10 protein-coding genes are annotated in these 24,119 nt (G+C 32.5%); 2 read left to right on the forward strand and 8 right to left on the reverse strand.

Annotation, left to right across the window (positions count from 1 at the left end):
- Positions 1-502: 502 nt before the first annotated feature.
- The 8 genes from tuf to secA form a co-directional block, all read right to left on the reverse strand.
- Complete coding sequence (gene tuf / locus KW512_RS03085) at positions 503-1,711, reverse strand: elongation factor Tu (RefSeq protein ID WP_010321121.1); 1,209 nt, start codon at positions 1,709-1,711, stop codon at positions 503-505.
- 250 nt (positions 1,712-1,961) lie between these two features.
- Positions 1,962-4,589, reverse strand: a complete 2,628-nt coding sequence (lon, locus tag KW512_RS03090) for an endopeptidase La (protein WP_258841338.1) — start codon at positions 4,587-4,589, stop codon at positions 1,962-1,964.
- 954 nt (positions 4,590-5,543) lie between these two features.
- Complete coding sequence (locus tag KW512_RS03095; RefSeq protein WP_258841339.1) at positions 5,544-6,242, reverse strand: MPN527 family putative ECF transporter permease subunit; 699 nt, start codon at positions 6,240-6,242, stop codon at positions 5,544-5,546.
- A 2-nt stretch (positions 6,243-6,244) separates the two neighbouring features.
- The gene (gene upp / locus KW512_RS03100; protein WP_258841340.1) at positions 6,245-6,859 is read right to left on the reverse strand and encodes a uracil phosphoribosyltransferase; all 615 of its coding nucleotides are present in this window, start codon (positions 6,857-6,859) and stop codon (positions 6,245-6,247) included.
- 77 nt (positions 6,860-6,936) lie between these two features.
- Positions 6,937-7,602 carry a deoxyribose-phosphate aldolase gene (gene deoC / locus KW512_RS03105; protein WP_258841341.1) on the reverse strand — a complete coding sequence of 222 codons (666 nt, stop codon included), beginning with the start codon at positions 7,600-7,602 and terminating at the stop codon, positions 6,937-6,939.
- 41 nt (positions 7,603-7,643) lie between these two features.
- On the reverse strand, positions 7,644-8,927 hold the full coding sequence (locus KW512_RS03110; RefSeq protein ID WP_258841342.1) for a thymidine phosphorylase: 1,284 nt from the start codon (positions 8,925-8,927) through the stop codon (positions 7,644-7,646).
- A 1-nt stretch (position 8,928) separates the two neighbouring features.
- The gene (gene deoD, locus KW512_RS03115; protein WP_258841343.1) at positions 8,929-9,627 is read right to left on the reverse strand and encodes a purine-nucleoside phosphorylase; all 699 of its coding nucleotides are present in this window, start codon (positions 9,625-9,627) and stop codon (positions 8,929-8,931) included.
- A gap of 1,149 nt (positions 9,628-10,776) precedes the next feature.
- Positions 10,777-13,740: a preprotein translocase subunit SecA gene (gene secA, locus KW512_RS03120; RefSeq protein ID WP_258841344.1), complete on the reverse strand. Its 2,964-nt coding sequence runs from the start codon at positions 13,738-13,740 to the stop codon at positions 10,777-10,779.
- 404 nt (positions 13,741-14,144) lie between these two features.
- On the opposite strand from secA, the gene KW512_RS03125 reads away from it, so the two are divergent.
- Positions 14,145-18,452 (forward strand): P110/LppT family adhesin N-terminal domain, encoded by a 4,308-nt coding sequence (locus tag KW512_RS03125; RefSeq protein ID WP_258841345.1) that lies wholly within the window; start codon positions 14,145-14,147, stop codon positions 18,450-18,452.
- A gap of 116 nt (positions 18,453-18,568) precedes the next feature.
- On the forward strand, positions 18,569-24,040 hold the full coding sequence (locus KW512_RS03130; RefSeq protein WP_258841346.1) for a P97 family adhesin: 5,472 nt from the start codon (positions 18,569-18,571) through the stop codon (positions 24,038-24,040).
- The last annotated feature ends 79 nt before the right edge of the window (positions 24,041-24,119 follow it).

Raw genomic sequence — 24,119 nt, forward strand, 5'->3', positions numbered from 1 at the left:
TTTTATTTAAATTGAGCCTAAAAAAACATATGAAGTTTTGAAAGAACAATAACTAAAAGCCCTAAATTTATAGATTTCTAAACGGTTAAATTTAAGGCATTCCATCATATTTAAAAATATAATGGATAATTCGCATTTTCTACTTTTGTATGGCAAAAAACATAACTAACCCCCCCTTAATTCAATATCAAATTTATTAATTATTCTTAGTGATGTTTATTATAACATAATTTTTTCTTAGACCAAGCATTTTTTTTTTTTTTTTGCAAAAGGTTAATTTTAAACTAGTAAAAATTAAGATTTTAGCATCAAAAAACAAGGATTTACCGTTATTTTTGCTATTTACATTCATTAAAAGTGAATTTTCGCCATCAAACTGGCAAACTCAGAACCAACATTTATTTTTCTAAACTCTAGTCTCAATACTGACTAATTTTGACTGCAAAAAAAAAAAAAAAACTTTAGGGCAACACCCCAAAGTTTGTATTAAGATAAAGATTTTTTATTTAATAATTTCAGTTACTGTTCCGGCTCCAACAGTTCTTCCACCTTCGCGAATTGAGAATTTAGTTCCTTGTTCAACAGCGATAGGGGCGATAAGTTCAACAGTAAGGTCAACATTATCTCCAGGAATTACCATTTCACGGCCAGCTTCAAATTCAATTCCACCAGTAACATCGGTTGTACGGAAATAAAATTGAGGTTTATAATTTTTGAAAAATGGAGTATGTCTTCCACCTTCTTCTTTTTTGAGCGCATAAATTGCTGCTTTAAATTTAGTGTGGGGAATAATTGTTTTTGGTTTTGCAATAACTTGCCCACGCTCGATATCTTTACGGTCAACACCACGAAGAAGAACTCCAGCATTATCTCCGGCCATTGCAGATTGAAGGTTTTTGTTAAACATTTCAATTCCGGTTACAACTGTTTTTTTAGGCTCAGGACGATACCCAACAATTTCAACCTCTTCATTTAGTTTAACTTGTCCTCTTTCAACTTTACCAGTAGCAACAGTTCCACGACCTGTAATAGTAAAGACGTCTTCAACTGCCATTAAGAATGGTTTATCCATTTCACGAACTGGGGAGTCAATATATGAATCAACTGCATCCATTAGTTCAAGAACTTTAGCTTCTCATTCAGGTTTTCCTTCAAGAGCACCACGAGCTGAACCACGGATTATTGGGGTGTTGTCTCCGTCAAAGTCGTATGAAGAAAGAAGTTCACGAATTTCAACCTCAACAAGGTCAACCATTTCTTCTTCACCTTCAAGTAAGTCAATTTTGTTTAGGAAAACAACCATTTTTGGCACACCAACTTGTTTTGAAAGAAGAATGTGCTCACGAGTTTGGGGCATTGGACCATCTGTTGCGGCAACAACAAGAATGGCTCCATCCATTTGCGCTGCTCCTGTGATCATATTTTTAATATAATCGGCGTGACCAGGGCAATCAACATGGGCATAGTGACGCTTATCTGTGCTATATTCGATGTGGGCTGTATTTATTGTAATTCCACGCGCTTTTTCTTCAGGGGCTGCGTCAATAGAAGCATAATCCTTTGCTTCAGCTAGACCTTTTTTTGATAATACAGTTGAAATTGCCGCTGTTAGAGTGGTTTTTCCGTGGTCAACATGACCAATTGTCCCAATATTGATATGCTCTTTTGAACGGTCAAAATCTTTTTTTGCACCAGTTTTAACAACTGCCATATTTTTCCTTTCTTTTACTTGTTTTAAAACAAACTAAAAACCACCATTGAATAGCCTTGCAACTATTTCCTATCCTATTTAGTTAGTTTTAAATGCTAGAAATTTTCAAAAATTCTCAATTTAATTTTCAAGGTTAATTATACCAAAAAATCGAAAATTATTTTGAGAATTTTTTATGTTTTTCATTTTATACCTTTTTTAACAAATAATGAGCGAACTTTTAAGAATAATTATACAACAAAAGTCCTAATTATTTGAAAATAAAGTCATAAATTTGTTGGTAAGTCTCAACCGGAATAAATTTGATTGAGTTTTTAACCTCATCAGGTAAGTCAACAAGATTTTTTTCGTTTGACTGAGGGATAAAAATTGTTTTAATTCCGCTTTTGTAGGCACCAAGTGATTTTTCCTTTAGTCCGCCAATTCCAAGCACTTTTCCACGCAGAGTGATTTCGCCAGTCATTGCAATGTCATGTGAAACGGGTTTTTGGCTAAGGGCTGAAATTATTGCGGTTGTAAAAGTTATTCCTGCTGAAGGACCATCTTTTGGAACAGCACCTTCTGGGACATGAATGTGAATTAAAGTGTTTTCAAAATCAAAGTCAATTCCAAAATCTTTAGCTTTAGACTGGACATACGAAAGGGCGATTCGGGCTGATTCTTGCATTACATCTTTGAGTGAACCAGTTAGTTTAATATCGCCGCGCCCAGGAATTGTGCTAACTTCAATTTGGAGAGTTGAACCACCAAGTGGAGAGTATCCTAGTCCATTTACAGTTCCAATTTGCGGACTAACATCAACAGGATCGGGGTCAAATTTTTCAATTCCTAAAAGTTCACGGGCAAATTCAACATCAATTTTAAAGTTCTCAGCAAGCCTGTTTTCAAGCAGTCTTACAATAATTTTTCTTGCAATCTTATCAAGAACACGTTTTAGTCCCCGAACACCTGCCTCACGAGTATAGTAGCGAATTAGGTAGTCGATAGTTTGATCATCAATTGGGAAATATTTTGGATCTAAGGCATTTTCTTTTAGAACTGCAGGAATTAAATGTGATTTTGCAATTTGTAGTTTTTCAAGAAAAGTGTAAGATGAAAGCTCAATTATTTCTACCCGGTCAAGTAAAGGCTCAGGAATGTCATGAATTTCATTAGCCGTAGCAACAAATAGAATTTGTGACAAGTCATATTCAAGTTCTAAATAATGATCTTGGAAAAAACGGTTTTGTTCTGGATCTAAAACCTCAAGCATTGCAGCGGCCGGATCACCTTTAAAATCTGAACCCATTTTGTCAATTTCATCAAGTAAAATCAATGGATTTGAAACGCCAGCTTTTTTTAGAGCTTGAATAATTTTTCCAGGAAGAGCACCAACATATGTCCGACGGTGACCTCTTATTTCGGCCTCGTCCCGAACACCTCCAAGTGAAATTTTAACAAATTCTTTGCCAATTGATTCAGCAATTGCCATTGCAATTGAGGTTTTTCCGGTTCCTGGAGGTCCAACAAGAGTTAAAATTGGAATTGAGTTAGTTCTTCCTTTTTGAACTTTAGAGCTAAGAAATAAATTTGAATCACAATAATCACCATCGATTCTCTCAAGAGTTGACTCTTCATTTGATTGTGAACGCCGGTGAATTAGAGCAGCAAGATATTCAATTATTCGTTTTTTAATTTCATCAAGTCCATAATGTGCTTCTTCAAGTTTTTGGCGAACATTTTGAATATCTAAAATGTCTTTTCTTACACGTCTTCAAGGTAAGGCAACTAGTAAATCAAGATAATTTTTAGTAATATTAGATTCAGGTGAAGTAGCCATCATTGATTTTAAACGGTTAGCTTCACGTTTTATTGTTTTTGCAACTTCTTTAGGGAAAATTAATTTTCCAATTTCAGAGTGTAAAAGCTCTTCAATTTCATCTTCATAACGGGAATCTTCGCCTAATTTTTTACGGATTGCTTTAATTTTTTCTTTTAGGATAAATTCTGTTTGTTGTTTGTCAAGGTTAGATTTAAGAATAACATTAATTTCATCTTCTAGTCTAATTTGTTCATTAAAGGTATGAACATGCTCGTATAATTTTTTAATTTTAGAAGCATAAGAATTTAGAGCAAATAAATGGTATTTTTGTTGATAACTAAGACTAACTGATGAAGATAATGTATTTGTTACACCTTTGATGAATTCATTTTTTTCAACTTCGGTGTTACTATTTTGAAATTTATCAACAACCAAAAGAAGTTCACCTGGCATCTTAAAGTTTTTTGTTTTTCGCCCAAATTCAAGTAAATCATTAATTAAATTTACATGAATTTCCCGATTTTTTATAATTTCGCGAGTTGATTTAATACTTATTTGGTCAACTTTTACATTATTTGGGTCAGTTATTAAATCTACAACTTGGACTTTTTCAAGAACAGTAAAATCTAAAATTACGGTTTGTCAATCGCTTTTATCAGGTCTAGTTTTTGCGCGATAACTTTGAACTCTAATTAGAGAAGCATATTTAGAAAGTTCATCAATGTCGACAATTCTTGGCGAAAAGTCATTTTCAATTTTGCGATCTACAGTTATCTTTTCGTTTTCTAAAGTTTTAGACTTAGAAGCATCAGCAACACCTAGTTTGTTTTGCTCAGCACCTTTTTTGTCAAGTTGTTCATCAATAATTTCTTCTTCAAACAAATCTACTTCTTCATTTTCTTTACGGTAAACAATTAACAATTCTTTGTTTGTTAAGGTTGTTCGTGAAGTTGAATGGTAAATTTCCCTGAGAATCTTAATTGATTCAGGGTCACTAAAACTAATAGTTTGCTGAGCGGTGTTTGGGAAATAAATATCATCTGATGCAACTAAAAATCGGTATGAATGAACTGGCATAATAAAAACTCCTCAAATGTCCTTTGATTGTTTATTTCAATTTTTCTAGATAATTATAGCACAAAAACTAAAGAAATTGAAAAAATTTTAACAACTCAAAAAATTAGTAAAATTATAAATAAATATCTTTATCCCGAGTTTCCCAGTTTGATGAGATAATCTTAAAAAGTGTCCGGTTTTTGAGTGCTTTTTAATTTTTTTTGGCAAACTCAAGGAAAATAACTATCAAAGCAAAAATCATAAAAAAATACAACTACATTTAAACTCAATGCAAAAAGAAAACTCATTTTTATTTACATTGAGCCTAAAAAAAATATATGAAGTTTTGAAAGAACAATAACTAAAAGCCTTAAATTTATAGATTTCTAAACGGGTAAATTTAAGGCATTCCATCATATCTAAAAATATAATGGATAATTCGCATTTTCTGATTTTTTAGACAAAAAACATAATCAAGTCCCCCTTAATTCAATATCAAAATTTATTAATTCATTCTTAGTGTTGGTTATTATAACATAATTTTTTCTTAGACCAAGCATTTTTTTTTTTTTTTTTGCAAAATCTTAATTTTAAAATGATAATAATTAAGATTTTAGCCTCAAAAAACCAGGATTTACGGGTATTTTTTGCTTTTTATAATCACTAAAAATTGAATTTTTTGTCATCAAACTGGTGAACTCAGAAAAAAAGGTAATTAACTTTTGACAAAAAAGTTAAAAAGTGCCCAAAAACCGGACACGTTTTAAAGATTATCTCATCAAACTGGAAAACTCAGAAAAAAATCGGTATGAATGAACTGGTATAATAAAAACTTCTCAAATGTGCCTTGATTGTTTATTTCAATTTTTCTAGATAGTTATATCGCAAAAACTAAAAAATTTTAACAACTCAAAAAAATTAGCAAAACTATAAATAAATATTTTTATTATAAAGAAGTTGTAGCTTATAAATCACTTAGTTTAGCATCTTATTTTTGTGAAAATGTTCAATAATCATGTAAATAGGAAAGGCTAAAATTGATGGGACAGCAAAATTTACAAGATTAAAAGGAATAAAAACACTAAATATAAAAGACCAATACGAAAAATTTGCGTTTTCAGAAAAACTTTTTTGAATATCATCTCACTTTTTATAAACTAAGTTAAGCGATACTGAATTTATTACATTAAAAAGTTTTAGATAAATTGGAAAAATCAAAATCCCGTTTAAAAAAGTCATCATTAAATCGGTTGTAAGTATTGAGATAATTAGCGATAAAATAATAAACATTTTTATTTTAGAGAAGTTTTTAAAAGTTTTGATAAAAAGATAACGAAAACCTAAAAATGAAAAAATATATATTACTGAAGCTAAAAATAGTACAAAATGGCCAAAATAGATAATATCAATTCCACCAAAACGGTTAAAAATAAGTCAAGGACCTATTGCAAACCTAACCAAAAGGCAACAAAAACCTAACCAAAAATTAGCCAGTAAGAATATTGGTACTAAAAAAAGGGTAGATAAGTCAATTTTTAGTCCAAGACTTTGAAAAAACGGTCAGGACAAATAATTGTGTGAAAAACTAAAAAAAAGTAGCGAAAGACTAAATAAAATTCCAGTAATTGCTATTTTGAAATTCAAATTTGAATTTCAAGAAATCGAAGTTTTCAACTTTAATCCCCAAAAAAACGATCACCGGCATCACCAATTCCAGGAATAATGTAACCTTTTTCATTAAGTTTTTCATCTTTTTGGCTAAAAAAAATACTTACTTGCGGATATTTTTTGGCAATTTTATCAAGACCTTCTTGAACAGTTAAAATTGTGGCAATAATTATTTTGTCAAACCCTTTTTCAATAAGGTAGTCAATCGTGCTAATTATCGAATTTCCTGTTGCTAAAATAGGGTCTAAAATAATTGCAACTGAATTTTGACTAGCCTTAGGCAAATTTAGATAGTAAGTTGTATTTGAAAGATCTAAATTCCGTTTCATTCCCACAGGTGCAACTTTTGCATCAGGAACTAGATTCAAAAAAGGATCTAACATTGCAAATCCAGCACGTAAAATTGGCACAAAAACAACAGAATCACTAATTTTTGTTCCAGAAAAAGGCTCTTGAAGAACAGATGTGCCATTAAAATTTGTTGAATTAAGTTTGGCTAAAACAGGAAAGGCAAGTAAATAGGAAATTTTCTCAATTGCAGCCCGGAAATCAACTAAGGAAACATTTTGTCTTATTTTAGCAATTTCACTAGCAATTATAGGATGACTAACATTTACTTGCATAATTCTTCCTTTAAATTTAAAATTAACTTTGAAATTCGAATTTTTTAAATTATAACATAATTTAAAAAATTCGAAGACTAATATTCAGATTTTTTATCGTCCAAATTTTCAATAATACTTACAGATTTAGAAGTCCCAAAACGAGTAGTGCCTAATTTATAATATGTTTTAATATCTTCAATTGTCGAAATCCCGCCTGCTGCTTTTATTTGTAAATTTTTACTTTTATTAGCACTCATTATTTCAATGTCTTGAATAGTTGCCCCGCGGTAAGAAAATCCTGTTGATGTTTTAATAAAATCTGCATTTGATTTGCTTACAATTTTAGTAGCTTCGGCAATTTCATTCGCTGATAAAAGTGCAGTTTCGACTATAACTTTAAGAATTTTTGTTCCAATTTCTTTTTTTATTAGGTTAATTTCATTGATAACAAAGTCAAATTCTTTTTCCTTAAATTTGCCGATATTCATTACCATATCAATTTCATCAGCCCCGTGCATTATGGCAAGACTGGCTTCTTTTTGTTTTACAGCGCTAACTTGATTTCCAAGCGGGAAGCCAATTACAGTGACAATTTTAATATCAGTGTCTTTTAGTTCTTGTTTTGCTAATTTAACTCAAGTAGGTGCGATGCAAATAGCGCCAAAATTGTATTTTTTTGCTTCGGCAATTAGGTTTTTGATATCTTGAGAAGTTGTTTGGGCTTTTAAAATTGTGTGATCGATTAATTTATTGAAATTCATAAATCTCCTTTTAAAATAAAAAAATATGTTTTTAAATTAGGCTAATTTAAAAACATATTTTCAACTTCTGGTTTAGGCTTAATTGAGAAAGTTTTTGCAATTAAATCCTGAATTTTGCTCAAATCAATCGGATTAGAGGAATAAAGGCTAAAAATTAACTGATCGTCTTGAACATATGTTCCAGATTCAACTTCTAGACAAATTCCGGCTTCATAGTCGATTTTTTGGTTTAATTTAGTACGACCTCCGCCTAAAAATGCAACAATTTTCCCAAAATTTATTGCATTTTCCCATTTTATATATCCGCTTTGTGGTGCAAAAATTTGTTCCTTATATGCTGGAATTCAGAAGTTTGAAGACTGAATTGTTGCCGGATTTCCACCTTGGGCTGCAACCATTTTTAGGAAAATTTCATTTGGAAGTTCTGACTCAATAATTTTAGTAACTTTTTCACGAGCTTTTTCTATTTTTAGCTTTTCAATTTCAGAAAGTGTTTGGGCCACTAACTCTTTTGCAAAGTCAGCGAGTTGGGACTGTTGACCTTGAAGAATCGCTAATGATTCAATAATTTCATTTTTATTCCCAATCATTCTTCCAAGTGGAGCTTCCATATTGGTAATTTTAACAATTGTTTTTTTCCCAAATCTTTTTCCGAGCATTTTGATTTTACTTGCTAATTTTTTTGCCTGACTAAGATCAGTCATAAAAGCGCCACTACCACATTTTACATCAATTAAAATAACATCTGTGTCAGTAGCAATTTTTTTTGACATTATCGAACTTGCAATTAACGGAATTGACGAAACTGTTCCACTAACATCACGAAGCGCGTAAATTTTTTTATCAGCAGGAACAATTGCATTTGACTGTGCGGTAATTGCTATTCCGATTTTTTGAACTTGATCCAAAAAACTAGCTTCAGTTAGTTGAGTTTGAAAACCTGGAATTGACTCAAGTTTGTCGATTGTACCACCAGTAAATCCAAGACCTCTTCCAGACATTTTGGCAACTTTGTAGCCAAGAGCAGCAAAAATTGGTCCTATTATTAGTGATATTTTATCACCAACTCCGCCTGTTGAGTGCTTGTCAATTTTAACTCCGTTAATTTTTCTGAGATTTATTGTTTTACCTGATGCAATAATTTCGCGAGTAAAGAAATAAAGTTCATCATCATCAAGGCCATTAATTAAAATTGCCATTAAAAAAGAAGAAAATTGGTAGTCGGCAATTAGACCAGACAAAAACCCATTAATCATGAAGTGAATTTCTTCTTCGCTTAAATGTTCTTTTTTGACTTTTTTTTCAATAATTTCAAATAAATTCATTTTAAATAGCTCCAAGGGCAATTTCAATCATTTCTTCAAATTTTTCTTGTCTTGCTAAAGGATCAAGTGAAGTTTTGGTAATTAAACTATCAGAAATTGTAAGAATTGATGCTGCCTTTTTTTGCAAATGATTAGCTATTGTAAAAAGAGCAAAAGATTCCATTTCTACTGCTTGTGCTCTTGAAAGTTGGATTGTTTTTGATAAATCGCGGCTAGAGTAAAAAACGTCAGTTGAGTGAATATTTGTATAAGTCGGACTCAAACCTAATTTTTCAGCACTATGAAATAAATTTGCTACAAGTTCCAAATCAGGATAACCTAAATGAGATTGACCCTGACCTAAAAGTGCCGGAAATGAACAAGAATCTGATCAAGCTGATTTTGCAATAACAAGGTCAAAAATTTCAAGATCCTTATCATAAGAGCCAGCTGATCCAATCCGAATTATTTTCTCAACATCATAAAATTTAAACAGTTCATAGGCATAAATACCAATAGAACCAGAACCCATCCCTGAGGCAGCGATAGTTACTTCTTTGTCTTTATATTTGCCGGTAAAAATTAAATTATTACGGACTTTTGAAACAAGTTTGGCGTCAGTTAAGAAATTTTTAGCAATAAATTCTGCACGAAGTGGATCTCCGGGCATTAATACAACTGGCGCAATCTGATGTTTCTTAGCTTCAATATGTGGTGTCATGTTTCTCCTCTTAGGCATATTATAATATAAAAAAATTTTTTGCCCACTAAATTTTTGCAAATGTTAAAAATGATTTCTAAACGGTATAACATTTTGCGCAAATTCGAAACTTAATCCAAAAGAGACTAAAGCAAGACCAAAAACAATCGAAAAACTATAATAAATAATCCCTACCTTTTTAGCTAAAACACTGGCAAAAATCAATTTATGGATAAAATAACAAAACCCATAAAAAGTACAACTACTATTTAAACTCAATGTAAATAGAAAACTCGCTTTTATTTAAATTGAGCCTAAAAAATATATGAAGTTTTGAAAGAACAATAACTAAAAGCCCTAAATTTATATAGATTTCTAAACACTTAAATTTAAGGCATTCCATCATATTTAAAAATATAATGGAAAATTCGCATTTTCTGATTTTTTCATTGCAAAAAAAATAATCAATTCCCCCCTTAATTCAATTTCAAAATTTATTAATTTATTCTTAGTGAAAGTTATTATAACATAAATTTTTTTTAGACCAAACATTTTTTTTATTTTTTTTGCAAATGTTAAAAATCATTTCTAAACAGCATAACATTTTGCGCAAATTCGAAACTTAATCCAAAAGAGACTAAAGCAAGAACCAAAAACAATCGAAAAACTATAATAAACAATCCCATACAACAATAAATTAACCAAATTGAAAATAATTAAACATGAAAAAGTTAAAGAAACTACAATTAAAAAGGATTTACTTTTTTTCTGTCAAAAATTGCACAAATCTTTCTGAAATCTTTTGTCATTAAATAAACTATTTTTTCAATAAATTGGCGCAATTTTTGGCACAAGCAGCAAAAAAATCAACAAAAAAGCAAAAAAACTAGCAAGACCACTAAGGCCAATAAAAATTGCAAAGGTGAAGTTTTGAAAGAACCAGTAGTAGAAAAAATTTTCTACAATAGAAAAGATAAAACCCAGCAGCGACACAAAATAGCTAATTTTCGCCAATAAAAGCAAAATATTAGTGTTTTTTAGCATCCTTTGATTTTAACCTTTCTGCCAATTTTAGCGCTTTTTAATGAAAAACAAGGAAAAAAGTAAAAACAAGCAAGTTTTCTTATTTTCTTTGCATTCTAAAGTTTTTCTTTAATTTTAGGGGGGGTCCTAGTCGCTTGAATTTTGCAAGTCAGAACCCTGATCTGGGTCGGGTTTTTCTGGATTTTCCAGATTTTCTAAGTCTTGCTGCTTGCTTTGCTCAGCTCTGGCCATTTCTTTTTGTCTGTCAAGTTCTAACATTTTCATGAGCGCATCAGGGTCGTCTTTTACATCAAAAAAGAAGTTTGAAGGTAAAAAGTCATCTTGGTTGGCTTGTTTGTTTTGGTTTTGGTCGCTTGTCTCAAAAAGGTTTTGAGTATTTTGTCTCTGTTCAGGAATTTCTGAGTCAATTTGGAGCTCTTTTTGAGACAGAAGCTCGAGTTGTTCTTGATTCATCCTTAGTAAAATATTGCGTTTTTCCTCGAGTGGCATATCTTCTTTGAGATTAACAAGTTTATTGTTGGCAATTTGTCAAAGTTCAAATCCGCCGCTAGCATCGAGTCTTTGAATGTTATTATTTTTGAGTTGTTCATAAATAAATTCAGGCTGGGACTCTTTTTCAATTTGTTTTGCATAAGCAATTCGGTCTTCATTAGTTGCAATCAACTGGGCAACAATGTGCTCAGGAGTATTAGCTGGATAAGAAATTGCACTTCCATCAGAAAGAATTGCCTGGACATATTCAATTTTTTCAGCATTAGAATTATTAAAAAGGGCAACAATTGCTTGATAGGCAGATTCAGAAATTAAAATGTTAAATTTTGAAGTAGCTTGTTCGGTAAAAATTTGGTAAGGATTTTTTTGTGAGTATTGGACTAAATTTGCCGAAGAGCGAAGTTTGTCAATTGTGTCAATATGATTTTGCCAGTGATTATCAAGGACAGATAAAATTATGTGCCGCTCGGATTGAAAATAGTTTTGGCCAATATTTTCTTTTAAGGTTGGCTGGAGAGTTTCAAAATAAATTTTATTTAGTTCTTGGACTAAAAAGTTACTAAGCTCTTCAAAAGGGTATTTTTCAATTCCGCTCTTGGCAAAATCAAGTCTAGTTATTCTTGAAAGGTTATCATTAAGAAAATTGATTAAATTTTTATAGTGAATTTCCTGGTTTGGTAGCAAAATAAAGTCATAACCTAAAATAACTTCAACAGCTCTGAAGATCATCTTTTTAATATAGTGGTCAAAATTTTCAATCTGGAGCAAAATATCACGTTGGGTATAAATTAAATCACGTTGCTGGCGAATAACATCATCATAGCTCAGCACGGTTTTTCGCATATCAAAGTTAAAGCCTTCAATTTTTTTCTGGGCCGCTAGTAAAACCGAGTGAATATATTTTCCTTTGATTGCCCCAGCAGTTTGCCCGTAGCTATCAAAAATTTGTTCAAAATTGGAAAAACGGCGCAATAACTGGTCTTGAAGGGAAATAAAAAACCTTGAGACACCAATATCACCTTGGCGACCTGCCCGACCACGAAGTTGGTTGTCAATTCTTCTTGATTCAGCCTTGTCTGTCCCTAAAATATAAAGTCCGCCAAGATCAATAACTCCAGGTTCAAGAATAATATCTGTTCCCCGACCGGCCATATTAGTTGCGATTGTTATTGCATTTTTACGGCCTGCTTTTGCGATAATTTCAGCCTCAAGTTGGTTTTGTTTTGCATTTAAAACTGTATGAAACAGACCTTTTTGGTTAAGCATTTCTGATAGAGTCTCAGAGTCAACAACTTGGGAGGTTCCAATTAAAATTGGCTGGCCAGTTTTATGAACTCGTTGGACTTCGGCAATAATTGCTTTATTTTTTTGTTCAATTGTGGCAAAAATTTCATCTTTTTCGTCTCTACGGGCCAGTGGTTTGTTTGTTGGAATAACATTTACACGCATATTATAAACATCGATAAATTCTTGTTCTTCGGTTTTTGCAGTTCCGGTCATTCCTGAGAGTTTTTTAAAAAGACGAAAAAAGTTTTGGTAAGTAATTGTTGCTAAGGTTTTTGTTTCAGGTTCAATTTCGATTCCTTCTTTTGCCTGAAGGGCTTGCTGGAGACCTTCAGAATAAGATCTTCCAGCCATAATCCGCCCGGTAAATTGGTCAACAAGCTCGATTTTACCGTCCTGGACAATATACTCAACGTCTTTTTTCATTACCTTATTGGCACGAAGGGCATTTTGAATTCGGTGAACAAGCTCAGAGTTTTCAATTTCATAAAGGTTGCGCAAACCAAAAAAAGCATTAGCTTTGTCAATACCTTTGTCATTTAATTTAATACCTTTTGTTTCTTGGTCAATATAAAAATCTTCATTTACAAGTGTATTTACAAATTGGTTGGCAGATAAATATTGAGCTGGAAGGTTAGATTTTCCGCCGCTAATAATCAAAGGGGTTTTAGCTTCGTCAATTAAAATTGAATCAATTTCATCAATAAGGCAAAAATTTAGTCCTCTTTGAACTTTTTCAGCAGCACTATAGACCATGTTGTCCCGCAAATAGTCAAATCCTAATTCTGAATGAACTGAGTAGGTAATATCAGCGCCATACATCATTCTTTTAGTTTCCGGATCCATTTCAGCTTTGTTAATTCCAACAGAAAGACCTAAAAAATTATAAACTTTACCATTATCTTCAGCGTCCCGCTCAGATAGATATTCATTTACAGTGGAGACAATAACTCCTTGACCTGAAAGTGCATTAAGATAAACTGGCGCAATTGAGGCAATTGTCTTACCTTCTCCAGTTTTCATCTCAGCAACCGAACCCATGTCAAGAATTAGTCCACCAAGAATTTGGACATCATATGGGGTTTTTCCAAGAATTCTTTTTGTTGCCTCACGAGCCACGGCAAAGGCATCAACCCTGATATCTTTAAGTTTTTCACCATTAGCCAGGCGCTTTTTTAGAACATTTGTTTGATTTGAAAGATCCTGATCGGTCATTGAACCATAATAACCGCGTTTTTGGTTAATCTGCTTTAAAAGACGGTATGCAAGCCGTAGTTCTGAAGAAGTCTTAAAAAAATTGATAACATTTTTCATTAGATCGCTTTGCCCCTTAATTTATTAACTCATTCTTTTCTTGCATTTATTAACCGTTTAGAATTATACCATTTTTTTAAAATAATATATAATTTATTTTTATTTTATTTATTAGGCTAGTTTTTGGCTTGTTTAGTTTGGCTTTGGTCTTACTATGAGCGTGGAAAATGCCTTAATTTTAGCATATTTTTAATAAAAAGGAAAAAATAATTTTCTTTTTGGTATAATTTTACTATTTATGAAAATTATAATTTAAAAAAATAGGAGAAAATCATTCATTAGTCAAAAAAATAATTTATAATATGTTTCGAAATTCAAACAACCTGCAAAAAAAAAAAAAAAAGGATAATTAAGTATTTCAAAAATAAAAAAAATTAATTTTTTTTGGTATAATTTTTTACATTATGAAAAAAGAAATTCGCAACAAAGTATTAATAGTTTTAGCGGGACTTAGTTTCATCGGAATTACAGCCGGAGTTGGTATTGGTCTTCAACGATCAGCACTTAACTCGTCATATCAAGCATTATTTGATAATGATAAGTCCGAAACGAAATTAAACCCGCCAATAAACGATGCTGATTTGGTCGCTGCCATCAGCAATTTTAGTCTAAAACCTGAATGAAGCAAAATTTCAGCTTCACAAGCATTTAAATTACATACAGATCCATTATATGCTTTTAAATTAAGTCAAGCAGTTGATTTTTCAAAAGTTGATAATAAATTTTCTGATTTATTTTTTGACATTCAAGTAACTGAAGAAACAAAGGTTGAGTCAAATTCAATTAAGAACCTAACCGTTTTTGTTTTTGATAAAAAAACAAAAAAAGAAGTAGCAAGTCGTGCTTTTAGTGCTAGTCTTTCTGGATTTAGTGCTATTGCCAACCAAGATTTTCTTGAAAATTTCATTGCCGAGTCTTCAAAATACAATCTTGATAAATCTCAACTAACTAAAAAGTTTGCTTCAGATTCAATTTTTCCTTCAGCTTTTGCCCTTAAATTTCAAGATCAATTACTAACCAATCTTCGTAAGATTTCTCCTGAAATTTTTAGTGGAGCAACTGCCAGCCCAGTTAGTGCTGCTTCTGGAGTGGCAACTCAGTTTCAAGAAACTGGATCAACCGGATCTGGTGGAAATGGAGGAACAGGAGCAGGAACTGGCGGAGGAACAGCCGCAGGTGGGACAGATGGAGCATCAACCGGAGCAACCGGAGGAACAAATGGTAACACTGCTTCAAACGGAGCAGGCGCTGGAGCCCAAAATGGTGCAAATCAACCAAGCGTAAGCACTCCTTCACCTGAAGCTCCTAAAGCACCTAAGGCTCCTGAAGTTCCTTTAGTTTCTACATTAAAACCAACAAATTCTAATCTTGAACTTGCATTTAAACAAACTTTAGAATCATTTGGTGGACTTGAATTAATTGCTGCTTCTGGACTACAAAGTTTAATTCCAAATGAGTATACTTTATTACCAGTTACTTCTGAAAAATCACTAGTTAAAATTGATATTGATGACACAAAAGGTACTGCAAAAATTTGACTAAAATTATTGGATCAATCCAACAAAGAAAAATTAATTGGACTAGACATTACTGGTCTTAGTTCAGTTGAATCAGTTCAAAATAAAATATTTGCAAAAATAAACAAAAATCAAAATAAATATATTAGTCTAAAACCACAAGTTGCGGAATATTTTAGAAAAAATCCAAGCCAAAGTCTTGCTAAATTAATTTCTGATTATCAAAAACAAAGTTCAGCTGCAGGCTCAATGGTGGCTAAAGTTTTTGAAGAATATCATAAAGATAATGATAAAATCAAGAAAGCACTTATGCCTGAGTCTACAACTGGGTCTGAATCAGCATCTTCTGAAAGTGAATTTGACAAAAAATTAAAAGAACTTGCTTCAGCAGGAGAAAAGAATTCACAGGATGCAGTCAAAAAATATTTAAAAGATGAATATAATATTGATGTCCCAGATTCAACTACCTCAACTTCTGGTGGGGGTGCTGAAACCCAACCTGTTGCAGTTCAAGCTTCAGTTGCAGCAGTTAGCTCAACTACCGAACCTCAGGCTCAACAGCAAGAACAGCAACAAGAATCTCAAGTTCCAGAAGTGCATGTTGAACAGCAACAACAGGAATCTCAAGTTCAAGAACAACAAGAACAGCAAGCACAACAAGAAACTCAGACTCAACAGCAACAAACTGAGCCAACTGCTGAAGACATAGCTAAAAAAGATAAAGCCTTTTACGCACCTTATTTTGAAATTTATAATTATCAATTACCAACTATGCAGTCTGGAGACAAATCTGTTTTAGTTACCCCAGATCAAATAGATTTTTGATTTGAAACTAACAGTAATCTTAAAGTTGGTGATTATAATTTTGATTTTTCAATAGATCAAAATCAAGGTGAGCCAAGTTCAGCTAAAACTTTAAAACTTAATGTTAATTTTCAAGCTGATTCTAATTTCAAATTAGAAGTAAGTCCTGAAAATGTTCCATATTTAGAAGTTTATGAGGGTATTGAAAAACCAAAAGTTCAAAGCACTGAGTCTCAAACAGTAAATGTTGCTGTTGCAACAACTACAGCTCCAGAATCATATAAATTTACAGGTTGAACATTTCCAATCACAATCGATTTTAAAGGTTCTAAAACTCAACAAGAACTTGAAAAATTAGTTGGTAATAATCACAAAGTAGATTTCAATAATTCACTTCCTTATTTATTATTCCAATCAGATTTAGATAATATTTTCAAAACTGCAAAACTTGATTCATGATTTAGTCTTTCAGATAGTGAAAAAAATCAAGCCAAAGCTTATTTAAAATCAACACTAAATCCAATTAGTAATCCAACTAGCTTGCAAAAACCTAAAGTTGAAGCTGCCCCAGCTCCGGCACCGGCAGCTCCTGCAAATCCACCGGCAAATCCACCGGCAAATCCACCGGCTCCGGCAAATCCACCGGCTTCAGGTTCAGGTGGTTCAGCAGCTTCAGGTTCAACTTCTGGCTCAAGTTCAGACGCTTCTTCTAGCTCAAGTTCAAGTTCAAGTTCTTCTTCTGGCTCAAGTTCAACCGCTGCAGCAACTTCTGCATCTTCGGTAGCAAATAGTGCAACACCTTTCCAAGATTCAGCAACTCCTCCAGCTCAAGAAAAAGAAGAAACATTTGCTTTTGGTGATTATTTAATTAATTATCTTGATAAGTTTGGAACATTTACATTAGCACAAGGTCAAAAATTAGCAATATCAAGTCAATATGACGAAAAAAATCGTTCATATAATTTTGTTTTTGAAGTTCGTGATAGCGATAATGATGCAATTGCCTCATCAGTATTTGGACTTGTTGGTATAAATAAAAATAATGGCGCCCTAAGAAAATCGCTTCCATATGGACCAGATGTTTTCATTGATGGAAGTTCAGGGCTTGAATATCATGCTCATGATGGAACTCCATCTAAGCCAATTTTAACTAATATTAGCTCAGCAAACAACACAGCATTCCAATTTAAAGTAAATAATTTTACTGACAATAGTGCACTTGATAATTTACTTCAAGACAATGGCTTTTATAACCAAAGAGCCGCTAACGGAAAAGGCCTAGCAATTAAGCAACCGCTTATTTATGAATTTGACGGTGAAAGTAAACGAATTGCCAAAGGACTCGGACGCCAAGTTGAGAAATCAACAATGGATAAAGGGGTTTTATATTTCACCTTTAAACTTAGCGATGTTTTAGCAAAACCAGATACACTCCTAAATCAATCATATAAATTATTATCAACTGCTCCAGATGCCATAAATGGTGCATTTGGTGCAACTCATCTTGAATTATTCCGTACTTTTGATCAAAAAGACGACACTGGAATTTTTACAACACTAAATCTAGGTTGAACAATTAATAAAGCTCGTTCATTGTCAATTGACAAGAGTCAAATTCCAACAACTGAACATGATTGACAAACAAAAGGACTAGTTGTTTTCCGTGATGCAGATGCAACAAGTCCAGATGCTTCATCTAAACTTTATGATTATGGAAAAGAAACAATTGAAAAATTAGAGCAAGGTGAATTTGAAGCACTCAAAGAGTCTGCTAAATTGTTTGGAAGTACAAATAGTTCAGGTGGCGCAGGTGGTGCAGGGGGTTCAGGAAGCGCAGGCAGCGCACCCGGCGCCCAAACTTCTCAACCATCAGCAAACATTAAACCTGAAGACGTAAATGAAATTTTTAAAAACTTCTGACCTGAAGGTCACAATACTCCCCTCCTCGCCCAAGGTCAAGGACAATTGTATCAAGATGGTATCTGATTTAATCACACAAGACCAAACGGAAATGTTGCACTTGAGTCATTTTTAGATAAAACCCTAATTTTAGAAGTTCGTATTGATGATTCTTCAGTTACATTTAGTTTGATTGCCCAAAGAGAACCAAACCAAGATCCATATGTTTGAACAAGTCAACTAAAATCAATTTATAAAGATGCTAAACGCAATATTAACCCTGATACCCCAATTGGTGTATTGTTTGGACGTGGAATTGATTATTCCCAAATTGGAGATCGAATAATTAATAGTCTTGATGATTCTTCAACCAATGAACGTGATGGAATCACATTCAAATCTCTTGCTGTCTTTAAAGGTGAGAGACTACTTAAAGATGACAAAGCTCGTCTTGAGGTACGTAAAGCTTTTATTGATCAATATTTTAAATAATCAGAAATTAATTAACATTGTTAATAATAAAAGTGATAAATTTAAATTAAGTATTTAGTTATTTAAAAAATAACTAAATTAAAAGAATAATATAGTAAAAAAACCCGGAGGTTTTTATGCAAAAGAATAAGGCAAAAATATTGATCGGTAGTGCCGCTGCAATTGTACTAATGTCGACGGTCTTTGGAACTGTTGCCGGCCTTGCTGCTAAAACTAGATATCGCGGAGTTAATCCTACCCAAGGTGTTGTTAGTCAACTTGGACTAATTGATTCAGTCAGCTTTAAGCCCACTGTTGCTCACTTTACAAGTGATTATAAAACTGTTAAACAAGCACTTTTAGGCGGTAAAACTTTTAATGCCCAAAGCAGTGAATTTAGCGATTTTGCAAGTAAATTCAATTTTTTAACTAATAATGGCCGTAGTGTTTTAGCAATTCCAAACAAATATAAAGTAGTTATTGAAAAATTTGAAGCCCAAGACGAACAACAACGTTTTTTCCTTTCATTTCATTTGGAAGAAACTCTTGAAGACAAAAATGTTGCCCGCTCGGCAACAAAATCAATTTACCTTTCGGTAGTTGATGCCCCGCGTGCAGCTCTGGCTCAATTTAGTGATATTGTTGACTCAAATTTTGCTAATTTAGTCCCAAGTCCGCTTTCTCATTTTTCATCTACTTCTGTTAGACCTTTAGCCTTAACTCGTGCTGATGATTTTGCAAAAACATTAAATGAATTTCAATCACTTGAGGATTTTGAGTCTCATTTAAGCAAATTTTTTGATATTCAGGCAATTAAAGCTAAAATTCGTCTTGAGTCCCAAGGTTTTGGTTTTGCCAAAGGTGACTTAGAAGAGCCTTTTGAATTTAGTTTTGTTAAAAATCCACAAAATCCAAATGAGTGAGCAACAAGTCTCAACCAAGAAGTTCCTTCTGTTAGATTATATTTAAAAACTGAATTTACTAGTCAGGCAAAAGCAACACTAGCTAATTACAAAAATAAAGACGAGTCATTTTTAACTTCAATTGACTTAATTGGCAAAGATAAGTCTACTTGATTTGCTAATACCAAAGATCTAAGCGATCAACTCGATGTTAATTTACTTGATGCTTCTGATTATTTTGTTGATCCAGATAAGCCTCAGACTGATGCACTACAAGAACCTGAGACTTTACTTCCTTCATCACTTAGTCTTTTTCAACGTGATTCATTAAGAGAGTCTTCTGGATCAATTGGTAAATTTTCTTTGTTTCGTTATGATGCAATTAATTTTTATAAACAACTTCAAGAACTTGTAAGTAAGCCAGCAGCAATTAAAGATATAGTTGATGCTAGCCTAAGTCGCGGTCTAACTTTTTCATTTGGTAAATACGATTTACTTTTTGATAATTTACGCCAACATCTTGATTATGACTTTTTAGTTTCAAATGCTAAAATTCGTCAAAATTCAGTTTCAAAAAAATTATTTATTGAACTGCCAATTAAAATTAAACTTAAATCTTCAATTTTTGGCGACAGCGGCCAAGACATTAAAACTGTTTTGGAAAAAACTGTAAGTTTTAAACTTGATAATTTCCGTGACCAAAGTATCGAAGATGCCTTAGCTAGCCTTTATCCTGAACTTAGTCAGCAACTCAAAGAACTTAAAAAGGCTCAAAGCGGCCAACAAGCTCAGCAACTTGCTGATACTTCGCCAATTCAGTCTCAATGAGAAGGCAAAACCCTTGGGGCAACTAAAGAAAATCCTTATGATATCAGTCAAGGTGCACCTGAGTCTTATTTACTTTCAAAATTCGAAATTCAACAATTAATTAACCAAAAAGACTATAAAAAACTAATTGAGCTCTTAAGTGCTACAAATAGTTATAATATTGACTTTAAATTAGGTTCAACTTTAGCAAACCAAAGTATTCAAGTTCCTAGTGAGACAGAAATTGCTAATTTAAATGTAACAATTGACTCAGCTCAGGCATTAAAAAATGCTGATATTTATTCAGTTTCAACTTCAGCATTTAAAAATCGTGCTTCTTTATTTGCTTATTTTCGCCATCTTTTATCATTAGATCCTAAAGAAGCAGTTAAAAAACTTGTTGATATAGGTAGCCAAATTGGTCTTGAATTTGAAGGCTACCAAGACTTACCATTAAATCCAACTCTGGCTGATTTAGCAAAAGTAAAAATTCATACTCAATTTGATAACTACCAACACACCCAAGCTTTTGTTAACCAACAAGAAACAGACTTTAATGTAACAAAATTTGGTCTTAAGCTTCTTGATTTTAATGGTTATTTTGCTAATGATATTAAAAGTCCAAATCAAGGAATGGCTTTATTTTTACCTTCAAGTCTAGATTTTAGTTCAACTCAGTCAACTTCAAGCCAACCAAGTTCAGGTGATTCAACCACTCAACAAGACTGAAAAACTGAAATTACTAATAAACTTGTTGGCGACCAATTAGCCCAATTACCTTTTGCAATTTGGGATAAAATTATTGGCCAAGAAAAAGCCCCAGACAACAGTCAAAAACTAACAACTAAAATTCTTAATAATTATCAAGAAGCAATTAAAATCGCTAAACAACCAGCTTTTTGAAATACTCTTGATGGTAATTCATCTCAAGTTCCATTTAAAGATAGTCAATTTAGTAAAATTGCTAGTCTTAAAGATTTAGTTTTTGCCTTTTATACCCAAGCTGCTTTAACTAATAATTGAAATGAATATCAAGACTCAGGAGCACGTCCTTCAATTAAATTTGAAATTCAAGAAGATGCCCAGACTTCTAACACTCAAGATTCAAACATAATTGGTCTAAGTATCAAATATGTTGTTGGCTTTGACGATAATGCTGGCAATTTTGTTGATGATGTTATTTCATCAACACCCCAGACTATTTTTGTTCGTACATCAGGACAATCTGAGGCACAAGTAAAACAAAGAAATAATTTAAACCAAATGATTGATGATGCTCCACTTTCAAGTCAATCATTAATTCTTGATGCTGAAAAATTTGGTCATTTACAAATTCTTGCTAATTCAATTTATGACAAGAAAAAACCAGCACCAGAAGTAGTTCCTCCAAGAAAATCACAATTCCGTTGAATTGATGACAAAGTTCCTGTTGAGCCTCGTCCAGAAATTCAAAGTACCGCCCCAAATCAAGATGAATTTTTCAAAGACAAACTAAAACCAGTTGCTGTTGAGGTCTCAACTTTCGCCAGCCTTGAAGAGAGCCCTTATTTTGCTAGTCCATTCCAAGATGATAGTCAAAATAATCAAAATTCTGATTCAACAAGTCAAGATCAAAACGAAGATTTACAAACACTAAAACAAAAACTAGAAATTCTTTTAGGCCAAGAATTTAGTTCTTATTTTAGTCAGCTTGATCCAAATCTTACTTTTGAAATTGACTCAGTCAAAGAAATCTCACCACAAGTCTACAGTGTTAGTCTTTCATTAGTAAAAACTATTAATGATGGAAATAAAACAACCAAAGTTAAATCAGATAAAAGTCTAAGTCTAATAGTACACAAACAACAAACTAATATTCCTGAATTAGCTAAATCTCCTGAGGTCTCAAATACTTCATGGGCAAAACAATACAATCCTGATCAGCCCTTGGCTAATTCAACAACAATAACTTTAGAGTTCAAAAATCCAATACCGGTTGATGCCAGTGGTCGGCCAACAAGTCAGTGGTTATCTTCAGTGCCGGTGACAATTCACCCAGTATTATTAACTCAAGTAGAACGAGCTCTTGATATTCCCTGAGAGCGTACTAATGCAGAGTTAGCAAAAAAAACAAACCAAGATACATGAGCAGGTGGGTTCAAGAAAAATAGAGTTCAAGCACAAGCAGACAAAACTACTAAGAAAAAAGGTCTCGAAGATGCGGCAAAAACCCTAACCGACACACTAAAACCCACTAACGAACCCGATCTCCCGCCATCTGTGTTTCAATCTAAAATATACTTATCTCTAAATCAACAAATTAACACTTCAACTCAAGTAAGAGTTGAAAATCTTCGGCGTGTTAGTGAAAAAGTTTTAAGCTTTGATTTAGATAGTACTAATATAAAAAGACTAATCAATGCTCCAATTGAAATAGCTTCTAGTCTTACCACCGACGAAGTCTACAATCAATTAAGTCTAACTAATAATCAACATTCAAACTTTGCCTTTATAAAACCTAAGTTTGTAGTTGAAAAAACTGTAGGAATACCATGGCAAACAATTAAGAAGCCAACAACTTCAAAATCTATAGATTTAAATAGAGACCCCAACTGATATAGAAATGCAATAAAATCAAGAAATACACAACTTAACCGTCTCTACAATAGTACCAAACCTGAAGATACCTTATCTCTTGGCAATAATGTCTACATGACAATCAAAAATGATCATGACCCTCTAACTAGTTTGCTTTCTGGTGATCCTGCCGACAACCTCCAAGCTTTATCATTCCAAGTATATGATCCAAGTAATTTCATATCTAAGTATGCAAAGTCAAAAAATCCCCAACAAGTTAATACCTCTACTAGTGATTCTAGTTCAACCAGCCCTAAATCACAATTAGATTTGTATTCTTATCGTCTAAATAAAACACTTGAGACTAATGAAAGAAAAGGATGAACTAACGTTCATCCAAGTCAAAGTCTTAATGTACGTAGTAATTTAAGACTTCCTAATAATTATTTAAATATTATTTTAAATCAACCAACTAAAGTTACTTTTTATAATTCAAGTGACTTTATAAGAGATCTTTTTAGTGATCCTAATTCAAAAGATGAAGACATTAAAAAATATTCTTGAGCCGTTAAGGAAAAAGTTGGATCAAATGCTGTTGATTGAGGAACATCTTATTTTAATCTTTGGTATCCAAAAGAAATAATTGAAAAACAACCAAATATAATAACTGCTAATTTAACTGATTTATTATTTGTTGATCCTGATGAACTTGAAAACAACCAAAAAATGATTGCCCCAAATTTAGTTCAATGATGGCCAAATTTCCGTAATTCTGAAACAGCGGTTATTCAAACAACTGAAAATTCGACTGCAAAATCCAAAGTTCTTCAAAATCCAATTGGATGGACTAAAATTCAAGATGGCGGATATAATCTTCGGGTAAGAAAAACTTCATTTAATCGTGAGACCCGTACTTTTACCTTGACAACAAATATCCCTGTTCCAACCCAAGATTATTCACAAGTAGTTAAAGATACTGACGACTGGCGTTTTGTCTTCCAAAATGAAGATAAGCAAATTGCAATGCTTAAGGCAACATTAGTAACTGACAAATCAAGTAATCCTGACTACAAAAATAACGGTGCACTTCAATTTGAAACAGTTATTCCTGATCATTTCTTTTCTTCAAATGTTAGATTTGCTGGTATATTTAAACAAGAAGATAAAAAACTAAAATGACTACCAATTATTGATACTGAATACATTATCGATGATCGTTATTTTGAAAATATTACCAGTGATACACTTGACTTTAAAAATGCAAATGCCCGTGGTCTTACTAACAATGCTTTTGGTAATGTCTTTAAAGAATTTAACATTCATAAGCCAAAAATAACTAACTAAAATACTTTAGAATTATCTTAAGATCTAAAGATAAAAAATAATTCAACACTAAATCTAAGTCTTCTAAGAGTAATTATCA

This window comes from Mesomycoplasma ovipneumoniae, from assembly GCF_024758565.1.
In the GTDB taxonomy this organism is placed as follows: Bacteria; Bacillota_I; Bacilli_A; order Mycoplasmatales; family Metamycoplasmataceae; genus Mesomycoplasma; species Mesomycoplasma ovipneumoniae_B.